At 65.6% G+C, this 19,199-nt stretch carries 18 protein-coding genes; 1 reads left to right on the forward strand and 17 read right to left on the reverse strand.

Features of this window, described 5'->3' with window-relative positions; translation table 11 throughout:
* Positions 1 to 96: 96 nt before the first annotated feature.
* From ACQR1X_RS10940 to pdhA, 12 genes are all read right to left on the reverse strand, one after another.
* Complete coding sequence (locus ACQR1X_RS10940; protein WP_434898794.1) at positions 97 to 1,146, reverse strand: substrate-binding domain-containing protein; 1,050 nt, start codon at positions 1,144 to 1,146, stop codon at positions 97 to 99.
* A gap of 199 nt (positions 1,147 to 1,345) precedes the next feature.
* Entirely contained in the window at positions 1,346 to 1,822 is a 477-nt protein-coding gene (locus ACQR1X_RS10945; protein WP_434872874.1) for a GNAT family N-acetyltransferase, read from the reverse strand.
* 47 nt (positions 1,823 to 1,869) lie between these two features.
* Positions 1,870 to 2,586, reverse strand: a complete 717-nt coding sequence (locus ACQR1X_RS10950; RefSeq protein ID WP_409977886.1) for a tetratricopeptide repeat protein — start codon at positions 2,584 to 2,586, stop codon at positions 1,870 to 1,872.
* Between the two features lie 103 nt (positions 2,587 to 2,689).
* A complete protein-coding gene (gene ilvD / locus ACQR1X_RS10955) occupies positions 2,690 to 4,414 on the reverse strand; it encodes a dihydroxy-acid dehydratase (RefSeq protein WP_434898795.1) in 1,725 nt (574 codons plus the stop codon).
* Positions 4,415 to 4,650: 236 nt separating this feature from the next.
* A complete protein-coding gene (locus ACQR1X_RS10960) occupies positions 4,651 to 5,622 on the reverse strand; it encodes a tripartite tricarboxylate transporter substrate binding protein BugD (RefSeq protein WP_434898796.1) in 972 nt (323 codons plus the stop codon).
* A 90-nt stretch (positions 5,623 to 5,712) separates the two neighbouring features.
* Positions 5,713 to 6,954, reverse strand: coding sequence for a threonine synthase (locus tag ACQR1X_RS10965; protein ID WP_434898797.1), 1,242 nt, complete (start codon positions 6,952 to 6,954; stop codon positions 5,713 to 5,715).
* 136 nt (positions 6,955 to 7,090) lie between these two features.
* Entirely contained in the window at positions 7,091 to 8,512 is a 1,422-nt protein-coding gene (lpdA, locus tag ACQR1X_RS10970; protein WP_434898798.1) for a dihydrolipoyl dehydrogenase, read from the reverse strand.
* A gap of 32 nt (positions 8,513 to 8,544) precedes the next feature.
* On the reverse strand, positions 8,545 to 8,784 hold the full coding sequence (locus tag ACQR1X_RS10975; protein ID WP_434898799.1) for a hypothetical protein: 240 nt from the start codon (positions 8,782 to 8,784) through the stop codon (positions 8,545 to 8,547).
* Positions 8,785 to 8,823: 39 nt separating this feature from the next.
* Positions 8,824 to 10,182, reverse strand: a complete 1,359-nt coding sequence (locus ACQR1X_RS10980) for a pyruvate dehydrogenase complex dihydrolipoamide acetyltransferase (protein WP_315799784.1) — start codon at positions 10,180 to 10,182, stop codon at positions 8,824 to 8,826.
* Between the two features lie 2 nt (positions 10,183 to 10,184).
* A complete protein-coding gene (locus ACQR1X_RS10985; RefSeq protein WP_008963957.1) occupies positions 10,185 to 10,490 on the reverse strand; it encodes a DUF5076 domain-containing protein in 306 nt (101 codons plus the stop codon).
* A gap of 11 nt (positions 10,491 to 10,501) precedes the next feature.
* On the reverse strand, positions 10,502 to 11,899 hold the full coding sequence (locus ACQR1X_RS10990) for a pyruvate dehydrogenase complex E1 component subunit beta (RefSeq protein WP_315799783.1): 1,398 nt from the start codon (positions 11,897 to 11,899) through the stop codon (positions 10,502 to 10,504).
* A gap of 30 nt (positions 11,900 to 11,929) precedes the next feature.
* Complete coding sequence (gene pdhA / locus ACQR1X_RS10995; protein ID WP_316178501.1) at positions 11,930 to 12,952, reverse strand: pyruvate dehydrogenase (acetyl-transferring) E1 component subunit alpha; 1,023 nt, start codon at positions 12,950 to 12,952, stop codon at positions 11,930 to 11,932.
* Between the two features lie 479 nt (positions 12,953 to 13,431).
* Between pdhA and ACQR1X_RS11000 the strand changes: the two genes are divergently transcribed.
* Complete coding sequence (locus tag ACQR1X_RS11000; protein ID WP_434892037.1) at positions 13,432 to 15,111, forward strand: methyl-accepting chemotaxis protein; 1,680 nt, start codon at positions 13,432 to 13,434, stop codon at positions 15,109 to 15,111.
* A 134-nt stretch (positions 15,112 to 15,245) separates the two neighbouring features.
* Here the strand turns inward: ACQR1X_RS11000 and ACQR1X_RS11005 are convergent, their stop codons facing one another.
* The 5 genes from ACQR1X_RS11005 to ACQR1X_RS11025 all read right to left on the reverse strand — a co-directional run bounded on the left by ACQR1X_RS11005 (position 15,246) and on the right by ACQR1X_RS11025 (position 19,175).
* Entirely contained in the window at positions 15,246 to 15,563 is a 318-nt protein-coding gene (locus ACQR1X_RS11005) for an FtsB family cell division protein (RefSeq protein ID WP_315711657.1), read from the reverse strand.
* Between the two features lie 78 nt (positions 15,564 to 15,641).
* Positions 15,642 to 16,352: a GNAT family N-acetyltransferase gene (locus ACQR1X_RS11010; RefSeq protein ID WP_434882396.1), complete on the reverse strand. Its 711-nt coding sequence runs from the start codon at positions 16,350 to 16,352 to the stop codon at positions 15,642 to 15,644.
* A 26-nt stretch (positions 16,353 to 16,378) separates the two neighbouring features.
* Positions 16,379 to 17,170 carry an aldolase gene (locus ACQR1X_RS11015; protein WP_315799778.1) on the reverse strand — a complete coding sequence of 264 codons (792 nt, stop codon included), beginning with the start codon at positions 17,168 to 17,170 and terminating at the stop codon, positions 16,379 to 16,381.
* Positions 17,171 to 17,303: 133 nt separating this feature from the next.
* Entirely contained in the window at positions 17,304 to 17,861 is a 558-nt protein-coding gene (locus ACQR1X_RS11020; RefSeq protein WP_316178495.1) for an NADPH-dependent FMN reductase, read from the reverse strand.
* 144 nt (positions 17,862 to 18,005) lie between these two features.
* On the reverse strand, positions 18,006 to 19,175 hold the full coding sequence (locus tag ACQR1X_RS11025) for a serine hydrolase domain-containing protein (protein ID WP_434898800.1): 1,170 nt from the start codon (positions 19,173 to 19,175) through the stop codon (positions 18,006 to 18,008).
* Positions 19,176 to 19,199 lie beyond the last annotated feature (24 nt).

The raw sequence follows: 19,199 nt of genomic DNA on the forward strand, positions 1-19,199 counted from the left end.
GTCCCCATGGGTTGATGATGCTGGTTCATGATCCGCGAGAAGTTTAAAATTACAATATTTGAAAAGGCAAGTGTTTTTTGGAGCGCGCCCTGCGCCTCAGCGCGAGGCGACGACCGCGAAGTCGTAGCCATCCAGCTCGGCGAGATGGATCGGATGGCGCCCGCCAACCACCGGCTGCGCCTCGTTGCCGCGCGCCGTGCGCCGCTGCAGCGTGCGCCCGAAGACGCGCCTGAGATCGCGGGCGTCGAAGCTCTCGGCGCACTCGATCAGCGCGGCGAGCGCGTGAATGCCTTCGTAGCAGGACTCGCCATAGCCGTTCGGCGGCGGCGGATTGTCACCGAAGGCCGTGTAGTAGCGCTCGAGAAACGCGCCGTTGTTGCGCGAACGCAGCGAGGCGAAATAGCTGGAGGCGACATAGACATTCTCGGTCTCGCCGCTGTCGAGCCCGTAGACGATGGTCTCGTCGAAGGCGGACGAGAATCGCAGCACGTGACGGCTGAGACCGGCGGCGCAGAAGGCGCGGCTGAAGGCGATGCAGTCGAAGCCGAGAAAGACCGGCAGCACCACGTCGCTGCGCGTGGTCTTGATGCGGTCGAGCATCTCGTCGAAATCGTGGACGCCGACCGGCACGTAGCATTCGCCGGTCACGGTCCCGCCGAAGCGCGCGATCAAGCGCCTGGCGATGCCGAGCGACGAGCGCGGCCAGATGTAGTCGTTGCCGCACAGGAAGAAGCGCCGGGCGCGCTTGATCTCGGAGAGCCACTGCACCGCCGGCCCCAGTAATTCGCCGGCGGTCTCGCCCGTGGTCATCACATCGCTGTTCGCCGGCAGGCCCTCGAACTGGGGCGTGTAGACGAACGGCACGCGGCCGCGCGCGGCTTGCGCGACGGGATCGCGCGCGTAGCTCGGCAGCATGCCGATCAGGCCATCGACGGCGAGCTCGTCGACCGCCTCCACCGCAGCCCGGCCCGCGCTGGCGCCGGTCGCGCCGGCGTCGATGACGATCAGCTCGACCTGTCGGCGGCGGATGCCCGCGGCCTGGTTCAGCTCGGTCACGGCCAGCCGCCCACAGGCTTCCGCGGAGGGTGCCCACAACCCTGCCGAGCCGCGCCGAGGAATGATCAGGCCGATCCGAACGCTGCGCAAACGTGCCGCCTCTGCTGTTGCAGGGGACTTGCACTCACGAATCGTGCCAAGCGCGTTTTGGCGTCATCGCGGTCGTTCGTGTACCAAAGATCGCCGATTTTGGTTATGGAACCTGACGCCGATCAAAACATCGGCGCGCCGACGCCTATTCGTTAGGCATCCGCGGCCATGGTCTCGATGTCTCACCATGGCTCGCGACTCACGGCGCAGTGGCGAGGGTCTTGCTCATCGGATAGGAGGCCGCGGTGCCGAACTTGCCGGCGGGCACGCCGACATCCGCGTAGCCGCGGGCGAGATAGAATCGGTGCGCGGTCTCGGTGCTCAGCAGGGCCACGTCACGCGCGCCCAGTGCGGCCGCCCGCCGCTCCAGCTCCGCCAGCAGAGCCGAGCTGATGCCGCGAAAGCGTCCGCGCGGCGACACGTAGTTGAGCGTGATCTCGCCGGGGTGGGCGAGCCCGCCGACGGCGAGAATCACATCATCCTCGACCGCGACGAGCAACGATCGCCCTCGCCCGTCCGCCCAGGCCGCGACGTTCTGCGGTGTCTTGTTGGCGAGCCAGCGCGCCAGGATATCAGGGTTGCCGCGGTGATCCGCCAGGCACAATTCGGATATGGAGGCGCGCAGCACGGCGCAGGCCGCCTCGGCATCGTCAGCCGTCGCATCGCGGATGATCATCGCAGTCCCTCTGTCGAACGGAGGGAACGCGATGCATTCCGCTCCTGCTACTCGCGCTTGCCCTGCACCCAGCTCTCGAGCATCTGCAGCGCCGAGGCGCGGTCATCGTCCGAGGCCTTGGCGAAGGCGCGGTTGTAGCTCTCCTTGATCCAGGCTTCGTCCGGACCGGCGCTGTCGCGCGCCAGAGTGAGCCACATCAGTCCGCGCGCCGGCTGGCGCGGCAACCGGTCGCCGTTGAACAGCATCTGACCAAGCAGCGCCTGGGCCTGGTGCTGGCCCTTCTGCGCGGCGAGGCCGAGCCAGCGCGCGCCATAGCGGAAGTCGTCGCGCGAGGCGTCTGCGGTCTTCAGGTACATCCGCGCCAGATCGTACTGGGCGTCGGCATTGCCGAAATAGGACGCCGCATAGGAGAACATCTCCCGCGCGCGATCCGGATCGGCCTTGACCTTCGTGTTCGGAATGCCGCTCAGGTAATAGCGGCCGAGCGCGACAAAGGCATTGGCGACGATCTGCGCCTGAGGCGCCGACGGACTGTCCTCCGCATGCGCATTGGCGATGCGGCTGAAATAGTCGAAGGCGCGCATGTCGTCGCGCGCAACGCCATCGCCCGCCGCATACATGCGGCCGAGCTTGAACTGCGCAATCGGGTGACCTTCCTCCGCCGCGTATTGCAGCGCCGTCAGGGACTGCGTGGGCGAGGTCGAGGACGTCGTCGCGGGCAGCGCCTTGCGCAGCGCGCCGGCGCCAGCCTGCTGTCCAGCCACGGGGATCGCCGGCTCCTGGTTGACCGGAGCGCCATCGAACGCGAACGATGGCGTCGGCAACGCGAGCGGGGCAACCCCCAGCATCAATGCGAAAAGGATCCGATCAGATGTCCGCATAGCAATACTTCTCTTGCGCACCACCTGGATGGGTCACGGCGCCCGCCACGGCCGGCCCCACCTGCTGGGCATATTTCCAAAGTGCACCTGACGTGTGATGCGTCTCACGCGGCGTCCACTTGGTCTTGCGTGTCGCCAGCTCGGCATCGCTCAACTTCACGTTAAGGATGCCCGCCTCGGCGTCGATCTCGATGATGTCGCCATCCGCGACCAGCGCGATCGGTCCGCCGACCGCCGCCTCCGGTCCGATATGGCCGATGCAGAAGCCCCGGGTCGCGCCCGAGAACCGGCCGTCGGTGATCAGCGCGATCTTGCCGCCCATGCCCTGCCCGGTCAGCGCCGCCGTGGTCTGCAGCATTTCCCGCATGCCCGGACCGCCGCGCGGCCCCTCGTAGCGAATGACGATCACGTCGCCTTCGCGATAGGTGCGCTTCTGGACGGCGTCAAAGGCGTCCTCTTCCCGATCAAAGCAGCGGGCCGGCCCAGAGAATTTCAAGTTCGACATGCCCGCGACTTTCACGATCGCGCCCTCTGGCGCGAGATTGCCTTTCAGACCGACCACACCTCCGGTTGCAGTGATCGGCTGGTCGGCCGGCCTCACCACGTCCTGGTGCGGATTCCACTTCACGCCTTTGAGGTTTTCGGCGATCGTCCGGCCGGTGACTGTGAGGCAGTCGCCGTTCAAATAGCCATGGTCGAGCAACGTCTTCATCAAGAGCGGAATGCCACCAGCCTCGAACATGTCTTTGGCGACATAGCGGCCACCCGGCTTCAAATCCGCGATATAAGGTGTCTTTTTGAAGATTTCGGCGACGTCGAATAAGTCGAACTTGATGCCGGCCTCGTGTGCAATCGCAGGTAGATGCAGCGCAGCATTGGTCGACCCGCCGGACGCCGCCACAACCGCAGCGGCATTTTCCAGGGATTTTCGCGTGACAATGTCGCGCGGCCGGATGTTGGCGGCGATCAGCTCCATGACCTTCTCGCCGGCGGTCATGCAGAAGGAATCACGGATCTCGTAAGGCGCGGGGGCGCCGGCCGAATAAGGCAGCGCCAGCCCGATCGCCTCGGACACCGTCGCCATCGTGTTGGCCGTGAACTGGGCGCCGCAGGCGCCGGCCGACGGACAGGCGACGCGCTCGAGCTCGTCGAGGTCGTCGTCCGACATCGCACCCACCGAATGCTTGCCGACAGCCTCGAACATGTCCTGCACCGTGACCTGCTGGCCGCGGAAATTGCCGGGCAGGATCGAGCCGCCATAGATGAAGATCGAGGGCACGTTGAGCCGGACCATCGCCATCATCATGCCCGGCAGCGATTTGTCGCAGCCGGCGAGGCCGACGAGCGCATCGTAGGAATGGCCGCGAATCGTGAGCTCCACCGAATCGGCGATCGCCTCGCGCGACGGCAGCGACGAGCGCATGCCGTCATGGCCCATTGCGATTCCGTCGGTCACGGTGATGGTGCAGAACTCGCGCGGCGTGCCGCCGGCGTGGGCGACGCCCTTTTTCACCGCCTGGGCCTGCCGCATCAGCGCGATGTTGCAGGGCGCAGCCTCGTTCCAGCACGAGGCGACGCCGACGAAGGGCTGATGGATCTGCGCCGTGGTGAGGCCCATGGCGTAGAGGTAGGACCGATGCGGCGCACGCTCGGGCCCTTCCGTCACATGACGGCTGGGCAGCCTGCGCTTGATGTCGGTCTTCGCGTCCATCGCTGTTTTGGCCTCCCGGTGCTGCGGAGAACGCTCAAAATCCGGCAAGTGGATTTTCGGCAGCCTCACACGCACTGGTTATGTTCTGATCAAAGTATTTCACGACCAGGTGTGGCTAAAAAGCGGCGCGTTTGCGGAGCGCCGGAGATTGTTACCAAAACTTCGCAAACTGTGGCGACGTCGCAACATTCGTGGCCGATGCGCAACCATCCTTGGTTGGCAGGAATTGCGGGCGCCTACTCCGGCACCACCCCGGCGGCGCGGATCATCGGCCACCATTTGCGGATCTCGGCCCGCTGCAAAGTTCCAAGCGCGGCGGGGCCGCGCTGATCGGCCGCCGGCATCTGCAACCCCAGGTTTTTCAACTGGTTTCTCACATCCGGCTCGTCCAGCGCGGCCACCGCCGCCGCACTGAGCGTATCGACGATCTCCTTGCTGACGCCCTTCGGCAGCCAGAGGCCCGACCACAGGGTCATGTGGAAACCCGGCAGGCCGGCCTCGTCGGTGGTCGGAATCTCCGGCGCGGACTCGAGCCGCTTGGCGTCGGTGACGGCGTAGGCGCGGATCGTCCCGGCACGAACCTGGTTGATGGCGTTGGAGGTCTGGTCGACGATCAGGTCGATCTGGCCAGCGACCAGATCATTCATCGCCGGCCCCGTGCCGCGATACGGCACGTATTGCAGCTTGAGGCCGGTGACCTGCTCGAAATAGAGCCCTGCGATGTGGCTGCCGGAGCCATTGCCGGCGGTGCCCGCCGATACGGGGTTCGGCTGCGATTTCACCCAGGCGAGAAACTCCGGCAGCGACTTGGCCGGGATGTTGTTCCTGCTGACGATGATCATCGGATTGCTCGGCAGCAGCACCACCGGCTCGAGATCGGCCTCGAGGTCATAGCCGAGCCGGTAGACGGCGCCGTTCGCGACATGGGTGCCGAGATGGCCGAAGCTCACGGTGTAGCCGTCGGGCTTCGAGCGCACCGCGCGTCCCACGCCGATCGAACCGCCCGCCCCGGTCACGTTCTCGATCAGAATGGGCTGCCCGAGCGTCTGTCTCATGTGCTCGGCGAGGATGCGCATCATCGCATCCGACGGGCCGCCGGCGGCGAACGGCACGATCACGGTGATCGCGCGCGAGGGATAATTGTCGGCGCGCGCCGGCAACGCCAGCGCGAGACAGACAAACAGCACGGCGCAAAGAGCTCGTCGCATCACGTCCTCCCTTGTGTCGCACGCGCCGGTCACAGACGCTGATGCGTCTGCGCCGGAGCATGTGCCCGAGGCCGCGGTGCTGGTTGTTAGTTAGAACTGCCCGAAGTCGATCGGCTGGTGACGATCGAGCGTGCGGGTGACCGGCGGCAGCGGATATTTAAGTCCTGTCGCGCAATTGAACAGCATGACGCGATCGTTTTTCGTCACCCGTCCGTCGGCCAGGCTCTGCTTGTAGGCGGCATAAGTCGCCGCGCCCTCCGGGCACAACAGCAGCCCCTCCTCGCGCGCCACCTCGCTCAATGCAGATGAAATCTTCTCGTCATCGACCGCGATGGCGAAACCTTTGCTCTCGCGCACCGCCCGCAGGATGAGAAAGTCACCGACAGCCTGGGGCACACGGATGCCGGAGGCGATCGTGTGGGCGTCCTCCCAGCGCGTGGCGTGCTCGACGCCCTGCTCGAAGGCACGCACCATCGGCGCGCAGCCGGAGGCCTGCACCGCCACCATGCGCGGACGTTTTGCGCCGATGAAGCCGATCTTCTCCAGCTCGTCGAACGCCTTCCACATGCCGATCAGGCCGGTGCCGCCGCCGGTCGGATAGAAGATCACGTCGGGCACGTCCCAGCCGAGCTGCTCGGCGAGCTCCAGGCCCATCGTCTTCTTGCCCTCGATGCGATAGGGCTCCTTCAAAGTCGAGGTGTCGAACCAGCCGACCTTGGCCTTGCCCTCGCCGACGATCTTGCCGCAATCATCGATCAGGCCGTTGACGCGATACACGGTCGCGCCTTGCAGCTCGATCTCGCTGACATTCACCTCGGGGGTGTCTGCCGGACAGAAGATAGTGGTCTTGATGCCGCAGGACGTTGCATAGGCCGCGAGCGCAGCACCGGCATTGCCGTTGGTCGGCATCGCCATGTGCCTGATGCCGAGCGCCTTGCCCATCGACACTGCCATCACCAGGCCGCGCGCCTTGAACGAGCCGGTCGGCAGCCGGCCCTCGTCCTTGACGATGATCTCGCCGCCGCCGAGCTTCTTCGACAGCTTGGGCAGATTGATCAGCGGCGTCATCACCTCGCCGAGGCTCACGATGTCGGCGCATTTGCGCACCGGCAGCAGCTCGCGATAGCGCCACATGTCGGCCGGACGCTGCGCCAGCGCGTCCTTGGTCAGCGCCTGTTTCACCCCTGCGAGATCGTAGCGCACCAGCAGCGGCTTGCCGGCCTTGGAGAGGTTGTGGACCTGGTTCGCCGGATAATGATCGCCTTCCATCGCGCATTCGAGATGGGTGACGAAGGTCGGGCGCTCGGTGGTGAGATTGTCGCTGGATTTCACGGCGGAGCCTCTTGTTGTGCCCGTCTGGTCATCTCCGTCATTGCCGGGCTTGCCCCGGCAATCCATCCCCTTCGCAAGGATTTTCGAAGGGGATGGATGCGCGGGTCAAGCCCGCGCATGACGGCCGGTGAGCGGATTACATATTCAGCACGCGGCCGTAGGCGTCGAGCACAGCTTCCTTCATCATCTCCGACAGGGTCGGATGCGGGAACACCGTGTGCATCAGCTCTTCCTCGGTGGTCTCGAGGTTCATCGCGACCACATAGCCCTGGATCAGCTCGGTGACCTCGGCGCCGACCATGTGGGCACCGATCAGTTGCCCGGTCTTCTTGTCGAAGATCACCTTGACCAGGCCCTGGTCCTCGCCGAGCGCGATCGCCTTGCCGTTGCCGACGAAGGGGAAGCGGCCGACTCTGACGTCGCGGCCCTGCTCCTTGGCCTTGGCCTCGGTAAGACCGACGGAGGCGACCTGCGGATGGCAATAGGTGCAGCCCGGAATCAGGTTCTTGTCCATCGGGTGCGGATGCAGCCCCTTGATCGCCTCGATACAGACCACGCCTTCATGCTCGGCCTTGTGCGCGAGCATCGGGGGCCCCGCGACGTCGCCGATCGCGTAGAGGCCGGGCACGTTGGTCTTGCCGTAGCCGTCGATGACGATGCAGCCGCGGTCGGTCTTCACGCCGAGCTTCTCCAGCCCGAGATTCTCGATGTTGCCGACCACGCCGACCGCCGAGATGACGCGGTCGAACTCGACCGACTCGGTCTTGCCCTTGCCGTCGTCGATCGTCGCCACCACGCTGTCGCTCTTCTTGTCGAGCTTGGTGACCTTGGCCCCGGTCATGATCTTGAGGCCCTGCTTCTCCAGCTGCTTGCGGGCGATGCCGGCGATCTCGGCGTCCTCCACGGGGAGGATCTGCGGCAGCACCTCGACCACGGTGACCTCGGAGCCCATGGTGCGGAAGAACGACGCGAACTCGATGCCGATCGCGCCGGAGCCGACCACCAGCAGCGACTTCGGCATTTTCTCTGGCACCATCGCCTCGAAATAGGTCCAGACCAGCTTCTTGTCCGGCTCGAGGCCCGGCAGCACGCGCGGCCGGGCGCCGGTCGCGACGATGATGTGCTTGGCCTGATAGGTGCCCTCGCCGAGCGCGCCCTTCGGCGCCTCCACGTCGGATTTGGTCACGGTGACCTTGCCGGGCGCATCGATCGCGGCACGGCCCCAGATCACCTGGACCTTGTTCTTCTTCATCAGGAAGCCGACGCCGTCGTTCAGCCGCTTCGACACGCCACGCGAACGCTGCACCACCGCCTTCGGATCGTAGGAGATCTTCTCCGCCGACAGGCCGTAATCCTTGGCGTGCTGCATGTAGTGATAGATTTCGGCCGAGCGTAAGAGCGCCTTGGTGGGGATGCAGCCCCAGTTCAGGCAGATGCCGCCAAGATAGGACTTCTCGATGATCGCAGTCTTGAAGCCGAGTTGGGCTGCGCGGATCGCGGTGACGTAGCCGCCCGGGCCGGAGCCGATGATGATGACGTCGAAGGATGTGTCGGCCATTACGGCTCCCATTCAACTGAAGCAGTTGGAAATCAGATGGTCGTGGTGCTGCCGACGGAACGTCGCCAGATCAAGGCTCGAACCATTGCCTCCAGCAGCACCAGCACGGCGCAGATCGCAAATCCGGCAAGCACGATCGGCGCCCAGATGCCGCGCGACAGCGCCTCGCCGGAGTAGAAAGCAGAATGGATGACGTCGATCCCGAGCGGGTTGGCAAACAACGCGGCGCTCACCAGTGCCGTGATCCAGGGCCACCGCGTTCTGATGCGCATGCGCTGGCCCCGTCTGCCATCCCGCTCCGGAACGCAACGTCACACCATCATCATCACGGGATTCTCGATCAGCTGCTTGAACGCGCCGATCAGCTCGGCGCCGAGCGCGCCGTCGATGGCGCGGTGATCGCACGACAGGGTCACGCTCATCATGCTGGCGATCTCGATCTTGCCGTTGCGCACCACGGGGCGTTCTTCCGAGGTGCCAACCGCGAGGATCGTCGCATGCGGCGGATTGATCACGGCGGTGAAGTGATTGATGCCGTACATGCCAAGGTTGGACACGGCCGTGGTGCCGCCCTGATATTCCTCCGGCTTCAGCTTGCGCGAGCGGGCGCGTGCGGCGAAGTCCTTCATCTCGCCCGAGATCGCCGACAGCGTCTTGGTCTCGGCCTTGCGGATGATCGGCGTGATCAGCCCGCCCGGCATCGCCACGGCGACGCCGACGTCCGAATGCTTGTGCTTGACCATGCCGCCTTCGGTCCAGCTCACATTGCAGTTCGGAATCTTCTGCAGCGCGACCGCCATCGCCTTGATGACGAAGTCGTTCACCGAGAGCTTGTAGAGCGGCTTCTTCTCCTTGTCCTTTGGAGCTGCCGCATTGATCTCCTCGCGGGCGGCGAGCAACTTGCCGATGTCGCAGTCGATCGTGAGATAGAAGTGCGGGACGTTCTGCACCGACGCGGTCAGGCGCTGCGCGATGGTGCGGCGCATGCCGTCATGCGGGATGACCTCGTAGGAGCCCGGCTCGAACAGCGCCAGGATCTGCTTGTCCGACATCGACGGCGCCAGCGCCGGCGCGCCTGCCGCGGCAGGTGCCGCCGACGGCGCAGCCTTCAGGCCCTTGCCGGACTTTGCGTCCTCAACGTCGCGCGCGACGACGCGGCCGTGCGGGCCGGTGCCGGTGATGCGGCCGAGATCAATGCCGGCATCCTTGGCGAGACGACGTGCCAATGGCGACGAGAAGATGCGCGCGTGACCGTTGACCTGGGGCGCAGCCGCGGGAGCGGCCGGCGCAGGAGCCGCGGCCGGCTTCGGCGCGGGCGCGGCGGAAGGTGCAGGTGTGGCGGCGGGCGCCGCCGCGGACACCGTCGGCTTCGCCTCGGGCTTGGGAGCCGCCGCCGCCGGCGCGCTGCCGGCCGCCTTGACGTCCTCGCCCTCGCCGGCGAGCACCGCGATCACGTCGTTGACCGGCACGTCCTGCGTGCCTTCCGGCACCAGGATCTTGGCGAGCGTGCCCTCATCGACCGCCTCGACTTCCATCGTGGCCTTGTCGGTCTCGATCTCGGCGATGACCTCGCCGGACTTGACCTGGTCGCCTTCCTTCTTGAGCCAACGAGCGAGGTTGCCCTTCTCCATCGTCGGCGACAGCGCGGGCATCAGAATGTTGATCGGCATGATCAGTGACCTTGTTTCGACCTGGGGCTGGTGGTGCCCATATCAGTCGGCCGAGCCAGCTCGGCTTCGAACATCTCGACGATGCGCTGCAGCGCCTCGTCTTCGGAATAATCGCTCTCGCGCGCATAGGCGCGCGCAGCATGTCGGGCGACGTCGACCAGGAGCAGCCCCCACACGTCGGGCTCCTCGAAGGCGCGCTGAAACGCGATCGAGAGCCCGCCATCGAGCACGAAGGCGCGCAACACTTCGGTGGCGTCCTCGCGGCCGACGACGTCGGGCGGCAGCGGCTGCTCCTTGGGTCCGGCCATCTGGGATTCCCTTAGCGGTAGCAGACGGACTTGGCGGCCTGCACGACCTCGGCCGCCGACGGCAGCGCGAGCTTCTCGAGATTCGCCGCATACGGCATCGGCACGTCCTTGCCGGACACGCGCGTCACCGGCGCATCGAGATAATCGAAGGCGTGCTCCATGATGCGCGCGGCGATCTCGGCGCCGACGCCGCTCTGCGCCCAGCCTTCTTCCACCGTCACCGCACGGCCGGTCTTCTTGACCGAGGCGACGATGGTCTCGGTGTCCATCGGACGCAAGGTGCGCAGGTCGATCACCTCGGCCTCGATGCCCTCCTTGGCGAGCTCATCGGCGGCCTTCAGCGCGTAGGTCATGCCGTTCGACCACGAGATGATGGTGACGTCCTTGCCGCTACGGGCGATGCGCGCCTTGCCGATCGGGATCACGTAGTCGTCGAGCTTCGGCACCTCGCCGGAGTGACCGTAGAGCACCTCGTTCTCGAGGAAGATCACCGGGTTCGGATCGCGGATCGCGGCCTTCAACAGACCCTTGGCGTCAGCGGCGGAATACGGCGCAATCACCTTGAGGCCGGGAATGTGCGAGTACCAGGACGAGTAGTCCTGGCTGTGCTGCGCGGCGACGCGCGCGGCAGCACCGTTCGGGCCGCGGAAGACGATCGAGCAGCCCATCTGGCCGCCTGACATGTACAAGGTTTTGGCAGCGGAGTTGATGATCTGGTCCATCGCCTGCATGGCGAAGTTGAAGGTCATGAATTCGACGATCGGCTTCAGGCCGGCCATCGCGGCACCGACGCCGATGCCGGCGAAACCGTGCTCGGTGATCGGCGTGTCCATCACGCGGCGGGCGCCGAACTCCTGCAGCAGGCCCTGGGTGACCTTGTAGGCGCCCTGATATTCGGCGACCTCCTCGCCCATGATGAAGACGTCGCCGTCGCGGCGCATCTCCTCGGCCATCGCGTCGCGCAGCGCTTCGCGGATGGTTTGCGTCACCATCTCGGTGCCCGCGGGCACCTCGGGATCGGGCTCGGCCACGCTCTGCGGCGCAGCCACGCCGGTCGGCGCAGGCGATGCCGACACCGAAGCAGCCGGCTCGGCCGGCGGCGCCGACTGCGCGGCCTTCATCTCGGCTGCAGGCGCTGCCGCCTTGCCGAGATCGGCGGCGGTCTCGCCGTCGGCGAGGATGGTCGCAATCGGCGTATTGACCGCGACGTCGGCAGTGCCTTCGGGGATCAGGATCTTGCCGAGCGTGCCCTCGTCGGTCGCCTCGACCTCCATCGTGGCCTTGTCGGTCTCGATCTCGGCGATCACGTCACCCGACTTGATCGCCTCGCCTTCCTTCTTCAGCCATTTGGCCAGATTGCCCTTTTCCATCGTGGGCGACAGCGCAGGCATCAAAACTTGAATAGGCATATCAGCTCCAGAGAAACAGCTTGCGCGCGCTCAGCGATAAACGTCGGTGTAGAGCTCGGCGACATCGGGCTCGGGATCGGCTTGCGCGAAATCGGCGGCCTCGTTGACGATCTTGCGCACGTCGGCATCGATCGTCTTGAGATCCTGCTCGCTGACCTTGGCCGCCAGCAGGCGGTTGCGCACCTGCTCGATCGGATCCTGGTCGTGACGGACCTTCTCCACCTCCTCGCGGGTACGGTACTTGGCCGGGTCCGACATCGAGTGGCCGCGATAGCGGTAGGTCTGCATTTCCAGGATGTACGGACCCTTGCCCTCGCGGCACCACGCGACCGCCTTCTCGCCGGCGGCCTTCACCGCGCGAACGTCCATGCCGTCGACCTGCTCGCCCGGGATGTTGAAGGAGATGCCGCGCTTGGAGAAGTCGGTCTGCGCCGAGGCGCGCGACACCGCCGTGCCCATGGCATAGCGGTTGTTCTCGATGACGTAGATCACCGGCAGCTTCCAGAGCTCCGCCATGTTGAAGCTCTCATAGACCTGCCCCTGGTTGGCCGCGCCGTCGCCGAAATAGGCGACGCTGACCGAGTCGTTGCCGCGGTAGCGGTTGGCGAGCGCAAGGCCGGTGCCGAGCGAGACCTGGGCGCCGACGATGCCGTGGCCGCCGAAGAAGTTCTTCTCCACGCTGAACATGTGCATGGAGCCGCCCTTGCCCTTGGAATAGCCGCCGCGGCGTCCCGTGAGCTCGGCCATGACGCCCTTGGCATCCATGCCGGTGGCCAGCATGTGGCCGTGATCGCGATAGCCGGTGATGACCTGGTCGCCCGGCTTCAGCGCCATCTGCATGCCGACGACGACCGCTTCCTGGCCGATGTAAAGATGGCAGAAGCCGCCGATCGCACCCATGCCATAAAGCTGACCCGCCTTTTCCTCAAAGCGGCGGATCAGCAGCATGTCGCGCAGCGCAGCCAATTCCTGTTCTCTGGTGAATTCCGGCGGCGGGCCGTTATCTCTGTCCTGCCCTTGTTCCTTTGCGGCGGTCTTCTTCGGTGCGGCCATGGCAATTCCGGATGAGAGAAAAAGTAGCTCTCTCTAGCTCAACTCCAGGAGACGTAAAAGGACCGCGTGGCACGTCCGAAGGCTTTGGCGTGCCGCACTGCAATGCACACGAAATATTGCAAATACAATTCCACCATTTTTGGAATCCGACCGCAGGCCGCTACAAAAAAGAGCAGTCATCTCAGCGGATGGGACGCGTCAGGCCAAGCCGACGACGCCCTCCGCGACACCCTCATCGGTGGATCTCGACGACGCCATCGGCGACCAAAAAACCCGACATATCGAACATCGGCATAACGGATATTCCGACCGAGCAGCGGCAGAGAGTCTCCGTGTTTCTACGGGCCTTCGAATCAATCAATTCTAAACCTTCCGCAATGCACAATTTTTCCGAATTCATCAACGAAATCAAATAACTCAACGGAAATCCCTGGCTGCCTGAACTGTCCGGCTGCCTCGGCCCCCTGACAGGAACGAACATGGTTCTCACCATCCCTCGCCGCTTTGCGGTTCTGGTCGCGTTATCCATCGGCGTCTGTATCGTCGCCGTCGTCAGCCAGCTGCTGGCCACCCGCACAGCCCTGGTCGAAGAGCGTAAGGCCGCGGTCGTCGGACAGGTGCAATCTGCCGTGTCGATCGTGAAGGGCTTTGCCGATGCGGCAGCGAAGGGCGCCCTGACCGCGGACGAGGCGCAGAACCGCGCCAAGGCCGTGCTCCGCGGCATCCGGTTCGGCAAGAACGACTACATCTTCGTCTACCAGCCGGACGGCGTGAACCTCGTGCTTGGCCCGAAGCCGGATTGGGAGGGCAAGGGCCTGCTCAACGAGAAGGACGCCAACGGTCTGCCTTTCGTACGCGAGTTGATCGCGGCTTCGACCCAGCCTGGTGGCGGCTTCGTCAGCTATATGTTCGCGCGCGCCGGCAGCAGCGTCCCGGTGGCGAAGCTCGGCTACACCTTGAAGGCCGATCCGTGGAACTGGGTCGTCGGCACGGGCGTGTATGTCGACGATCTCGACGAGGCGTTCTACGCCTCCGTCAAGGTGACGCTGATGTGGGCCGTCGGATTGATCGCCCTGCTGTGCGTTGCGACCCTGATGATCGCGCGCGGCCTGGTCCGGCCGCTGCAAGCGATCACCCGGACGATGACCGAGCTTGCGAACGGGAATCTCGCTGTGCAGATACCGAGCTCGGAACGGCGCGACGAGGTCGGCGAGATGGCCCGTGCCGTCGAGGTGTTCAAGGTCAATGCCGTCGCCCGCCAGCGGCTCGAGGCCGAGCAGAATGAGCTGGAGGCACGCCAGGCCGAGCAGCGCAAGATCGATACGATGCGCCTCGCGAACGATTTCGAGACCGCGGTCGGCCAGATCATCGAGACCGTGTCGTCGGCAGCGACCAATCTGGAGTCATCGGCCCAGTCGCTCAGCGCAACGGCCGAGCGCTCGAAGGGTCTCGCCACCGTCGTAGCCGGCGCCTCAGGCGCCGCCTCCAACAACGTCCAGTCGGTCGCCGCCGCCACCGAGGAAATGTCCTCCTCCGTGAACGAGATCAGCCGGCAGGTGCAGCAGTCTTCGGCGATCGCCAGCGAAGCCGTCGAACAGGCCCGCAAGACCAATGAACGCGTGGGCGAATTGTCGCAAGCGGCGGCTCGCATCGGCGACGTGGTGGAGCTCATCAACACCATCGCCGGCCAGACCAACCTGCTGGCCTTGAACGCCACCATCGAGGCGGCGCGGGCGGGTGAAGCCGGCCGCGGCTTCGCTGTCGTCGCCTCGGAGGTCAAGGCGCTCGCCGAGCAGACGGCCAAGGCGACCGGAGAGATCAGCCAGCAGATTGGCGCCATCCAGACCGCCACCCAGCATTCGGTCACCGCCATCAAGGAAATCGGCGACACGATCGGCCGGATGTCGGAAATCGCCGCCACCATCGCAGCCGCTGTCGAAGAACAGGGCGCCGCAACCCAGGAAATCTCGCGCAACATCCAGCAAGCCGCCAGCGGCACGAAAGAGGTTTCCGCGAATGTTGCCGACGTCCAGCGCGAAGCAACCGAGACGGGGACGGCTTCGTCCCAGGTGCTCAACGCCGTGCAGTCACTGTCCCAGGACAGCAACCGCCTGAAGGCCGAGGTCCACAAGTTCCTCGCCACCGTGCGGGCCGCATAAGGAGCAGCGCATCAGCGATCGTCGAAGGCCCGCGCGCAGCGCGGGTCTTCCTCGTCATGGGCTTGTCGTGCACGCGTTCGGTACGCAGACGCGAGGCCAGTCTCCCAACGGATGCCTCGCGGAGACCGGCTCGCTCAGTTTGGCCGATTGATCCGGATCAGATCACGCGGATTGGCGTAGCCGAGCTGGAAGCGGGCGCGCTCATCGAGCATGTCGGGATCGACCCGGTCGGAGCGCAGCAGCGACACGCGCTTCTCACCCTCCGCCCGCTCCTGCTTCAGCCGGGCGAGCTCGGAGGTCAGCGCGATGATCTCCTGGTCGAGCTCCTGGCGCGCGGTCAGGCCGTAGCGGCCGGTATAGGCGTTGATGCCGAAATAGCCGATGATGGCGGCCGCCATCGTGTAGAGGGCGAGCCCGGTCAGGAACGATTTGAGCCGCGCGCGGGAGACCATGGCCGGAAGATGGGGCACCTTGGTTAAGGATCTGCTAATCCGCCCCGCGAGGCTTCTTTACGAAGGTCGCATCACCCGTCACGGGCTGACGGATTGCCGAAGCACCGTGAAACACAAGGTGGCTCGCGACACGAAGCCGAGACGCTCATACAGCGCGATCGCGGCATGATTGTCCTCTATGACGTGGAGAAACGGCGTCTCGCCCCTGCCCCTGATGGCCGTCATCAGGGCCGTCACGAGCCTCTGGGCATAGCCACGGCCGCGAGAGTCCGGATGGACACAGACCGCGCTGATTTCCGTGAACCCGTCGAGGCGCATGCGCTCCCCGGCCATGGCAGCCAGGCGCTGCCCGTCGCGGATGCCGATGTAGCGGCCCAGCTCGTGGGTCCTGGCCAGGAACGGGCCGGGCTTGGTCAGCGCCGTCAGCTCCAGCATCGCCGGAATGTCACGCTGGTCGAGCGTTTCGATCACGGCATCCCCAACAGGGGCCTCGGCCTCGACCGCAACCATCTGGCGGACGCTGGCGCTGAACCAGGCGGCAAGGCCGTGCAGGTCGCCCGGAGGAGCGGGAGTCACGATCGCAACCACGTCCTTCTTGGCGAAGTCGGCGAGCTCCGACCATGCGGCATCGCTGTCGTCCGACATGGCGGCAAATGGTGCAATCGCCGCAGGATAGCGACGGGCATGCGCGGCGCCCTCGGCAAGCGCCCGGTGCCCGGTGGTCAGGGCTGACCAGACGGGACGATCCAGCGCTGCGCGCTGCTCGGCAGAAAGCTCCAATCTGGACATCGCACCAGCCTCCAGACGATCAGTCCTCAGCTCCGGTAGACCGGCTCCTCGAGGTCGAGCATGCGTTTGACGGCCTCGAGGTGCAACCGAGCCGATTCCGCATCTCCTTCGCGCATCTGGCGAGAGGCGGCTTCCGCGATTGCCGGCGCGACGGCGGTGACCTTGCGGCCGGTCGACAGCGCCAGGCACTGCACCTGGCAGGCGCGCTCGAGATAATAGAGATCGTCCCAGGCTTCGGCGATGGTCGGCGCCAGCACCATGACGCCATGATGCTTCATGAAGACGATGTCGGCGTTGCCGACCGCCCCGGCGATGCGGTCGCCCTCCCGCGCGTCGAGCGCCAGCCCATTGTAGTTCGCGTCGACCGCGGTTCGTCCGTAGAATTTCAGCGCCGTCTGCCCGGCGAAGATCAGCGGGTCGCCTTCGGTCATCGACAGCGCGGTGGCGTAGGGCATGTGGGTGTGGAACGCGACCTTGGCCCGCGGCAACGCCTTGTGGATGCGGGCATGGATGTAGAAGGCAGTCGCTTCCGGGCGGCCATCGCCGGCAATGACGTTGCCGTCGAAATCGCACACCAGCAGCTTCGAGGCCGTCAGCTCACGAAAGGCATAGCCGTAGGGATTGACGATGAAGAGGTCGTCATAGCCGGGCACCAGCGCCGAGAAGTGGTTGCAGATGCCCTCTTCGAGCCCGTGCCGCGCCGCCATCCGGAAGCACGCCGCGAGGTCGATCCGCGCCTGCCAGACGGCCTCCGAGTCGAGATCCGGCTGGTTCGGGCCGGGCCTCGACGACGACGCGGGTGTGAACGAATGGGCCATCATGCTTCCTTGGCAATGCGCATCCTTGCGCTGGTCCGGCATGGCCTTGAACGGATCGGGCAAGGCGCGTCAACGCCCTGCCCGCATCATACCCGTCATGCAGTTGGCGACCGCCGCACGGCGACGACCAAGGTCAGCCGTTCTGCTTGGCCACGAAGGCGGCGAAGGCATCCAGATATTGCTGCAACACCGTCTTGAGCGAATCCTTGACCAGCTCACCCTGGGCGTCGAACGCGTCGCCGACGCCATTCAGGTAGATTTCCGGCTGCCCCATGATCGGGCCCGAGATGCCCGGCATGATGTTCTGCAGGTGCTTGGCCGCCGCCACGCCGCCGAGCGGGCCCGGCGAATTGGAGATGAGGCCGACCGGCTTGCCCAGGAACGAGCTCTGCCCATAGGGGCGCGAGGCGATGTCGATCGCGTTCTTCAGCACGCCGGGGATCGAGCGGTTGTATTCCGGCGTCAGGATCAGCACGCCGTTCGAGGCCTTCAGCTTGTCGCGCAGGGCGAGCCAGTCGGCCGGCGGATTGGCTTCGAGATCCTGGTTGAAGAACGACAGGCCGTTGAGCGTGGTGACGTCGATCTTCAGGCTGGCCGGCGCCAGCTTGGCGAGCGCATTGGCGATCTTCAGGGTGAAGCTCTCCTTGCGGAGACTGCCGACGAGGGCGACGATGGCGTACGGAGCAGGCATAGGGCATCCTTTGCAGGGGAACGTGAGGGGTGCACTTAAGACACATGGGCAAGACCATGCAAGTGCATGAAAACAGCGTGTCGCGAAACTCAGCGTTTCATCGCGAGCAGGGCTCCAATGTTCCAGACCTTCGCCGCGGCGAGCTCAAGCCGTGGCTTTGAGGCTGCGGGCAAATTCAGCCACCGCCTGATGCGTCAGCCAGATCGCCTGCCCGTCGACCGGCTGCGCCCATGACGAGACCTTGGCGATCACGATGCCGTTGGCGGCATCGACGAACAGGTTCTGGCCGTGAATGCCCATCGCGAACATCAGCTGCGGCTGATCGTTGATGACGTACCAGCCGCTGCGATAGTGCATGTTGCGGCTGATCGCGGCAAAGCTGTCGCGCCACTGGCCGTCGCGCCAAGCCTGCACATCGCCATTGTGCCTGATGTCGTCGAGCCAGGCCTCGGGGATGATCGCGTGCGAGCCGCGCCGCCCGCCTGACAGCACGAGCTGCCCAAGGCGCGCGAAATCGCGCAAGGTGGCGCAGATCCCGCCGGTGCAGCGCGGCGCGCCCTTGCGATCGAGGGTAATGAAGGCCTCGCCGCTCGCCCCCATCGGCTTCCACAGCAGGCTGCCGACGAGGCTTGCGAAGCTGCGGCCGGTGGCGCACTCGATGGCCCAGCCCAGCAGATCGGTGTTGGAGGAGACGTAGCTGAAGGCGCCGCCATGCGGCGCCGACTGGGCGCGCATCGTCGCGAAGAAATCGTGCAGGTTCGGCGTGGTGCCCGGCGCGACCGGCTCCCAGCCGCTGGCGTCGGCATAGGCCTGCAGGCCGACGCCATCGAACACGACGCCCGCACGCATGTCGAGAAGCTGCCGGATCGTGGCGCCGCGATAGGCCGTGGCGGCCACCTCCGGCACGTAGCGCGTGACCTCGGCGTCGATGTCGAGCTCGCCGCGGCCAGCCAGGATGCCGACCATGAGGCCGGTGATCGACTTGGTCGCCGACATCAGGATGTGCGGCGTGTCGCGGTCGGTGCCGCCGTCATAGTGCTCGAAGACGATGCGGCCGTCCTGCAGGATCAGGAGCCCGTCGGTCGCCGTCGCCTTCAGGAAACCGTCGAGATCGAGCGTCCCGCCCTTGGGCAGCCGCACGCTGAAATCCTCGAACGCAACTGGGCTCGCCGGCAGCGGCCAGGCGCTGCCGGGCGCGCTCTCGACGTCGGCGGCCGGCAGGATCGCGCGGATGTTGTGAAAGGCCCAGCGGCTGAACGGCGCAGTGCGCCAGTTGGAGAGATCGGCGGTGGTGGGAGAGAGGTCGATCGACATGCAAGGCCCTGCGGAGTCCCGGGA

The organism is Bradyrhizobium sp. HKCCYLRH3073 (assembly GCF_051167995.1).
Lineage (GTDB): Bacteria > Pseudomonadota > Alphaproteobacteria > Rhizobiales > Xanthobacteraceae > Bradyrhizobium.

What these genes read in the sequence shown, in the direction of transcription:
- ACQR1X_RS10975 (WP_434898799.1), bottom strand. Translation starts at nt 8,784, where the DNA reads ATGCGCATCAGAACGCGGTGGCCCTGGATCACGGCACTGGTGAGCGCC.
- ACQR1X_RS11005 (WP_315711657.1), bottom strand. Translation starts at nt 15,563, where the DNA reads ATGGTCTCCCGCGCGCGGCTCAAATCGTTCCTGACCGGGCTCGCCCTC.
- ACQR1X_RS10985 (WP_008963957.1), bottom strand. Translation starts at nt 10,490, where the DNA reads ATGGCCGGACCCAAGGAGCAGCCGCTGCCGCCCGACGTCGTCGGCCGC.
- lpdA (WP_434898798.1), bottom strand. Translation starts at nt 8,512, where the DNA reads ATGGCCGACACATCCTTCGACGTCATCATCATCGGCTCCGGCCCGGGC.
- ACQR1X_RS10960 (WP_434898796.1), bottom strand. Translation starts at nt 5,622, where the DNA reads ATGCGACGAGCTCTTTGCGCCGTGCTGTTTGTCTGTCTCGCGCTGGCG.
- ACQR1X_RS10990 (WP_315799783.1), bottom strand. Translation starts at nt 11,899, where the DNA reads ATGCCTATTCAAGTTTTGATGCCTGCGCTGTCGCCCACGATGGAAAAG.
- ACQR1X_RS11000 (WP_434892037.1), top strand. Translation starts at nt 13,432, where the DNA reads ATGGTTCTCACCATCCCTCGCCGCTTTGCGGTTCTGGTCGCGTTATCC.
- ACQR1X_RS11025 (WP_434898800.1), bottom strand. Translation starts at nt 19,175, where the DNA reads ATGTCGATCGACCTCTCTCCCACCACCGCCGATCTCTCCAACTGGCGC.
- ACQR1X_RS10980 (WP_315799784.1), bottom strand. Translation starts at nt 10,182, where the DNA reads ATGCCGATCAACATTCTGATGCCCGCGCTGTCGCCGACGATGGAGAAG.
- ACQR1X_RS11015 (WP_315799778.1), bottom strand. Translation starts at nt 17,170, where the DNA reads ATGGCCCATTCGTTCACACCCGCGTCGTCGTCGAGGCCCGGCCCGAAC.
- ACQR1X_RS10945 (WP_434872874.1), bottom strand. Translation starts at nt 1,822, where the DNA reads ATGATCATCCGCGATGCGACGGCTGACGATGCCGAGGCGGCCTGCGCC.
- ACQR1X_RS11010 (WP_434882396.1), bottom strand. Translation starts at nt 16,352, where the DNA reads ATGTCCAGATTGGAGCTTTCTGCCGAGCAGCGCGCAGCGCTGGATCGT.
- pdhA (WP_316178501.1), bottom strand. Translation starts at nt 12,952, where the DNA reads ATGGCCGCACCGAAGAAGACCGCCGCAAAGGAACAAGGGCAGGACAGA.
- ACQR1X_RS11020 (WP_316178495.1), bottom strand. Translation starts at nt 17,861, where the DNA reads ATGCCTGCTCCGTACGCCATCGTCGCCCTCGTCGGCAGTCTCCGCAAG.
- ilvD (WP_434898795.1), bottom strand. Translation starts at nt 4,414, where the DNA reads ATGGACGCGAAGACCGACATCAAGCGCAGGCTGCCCAGCCGTCATGTG.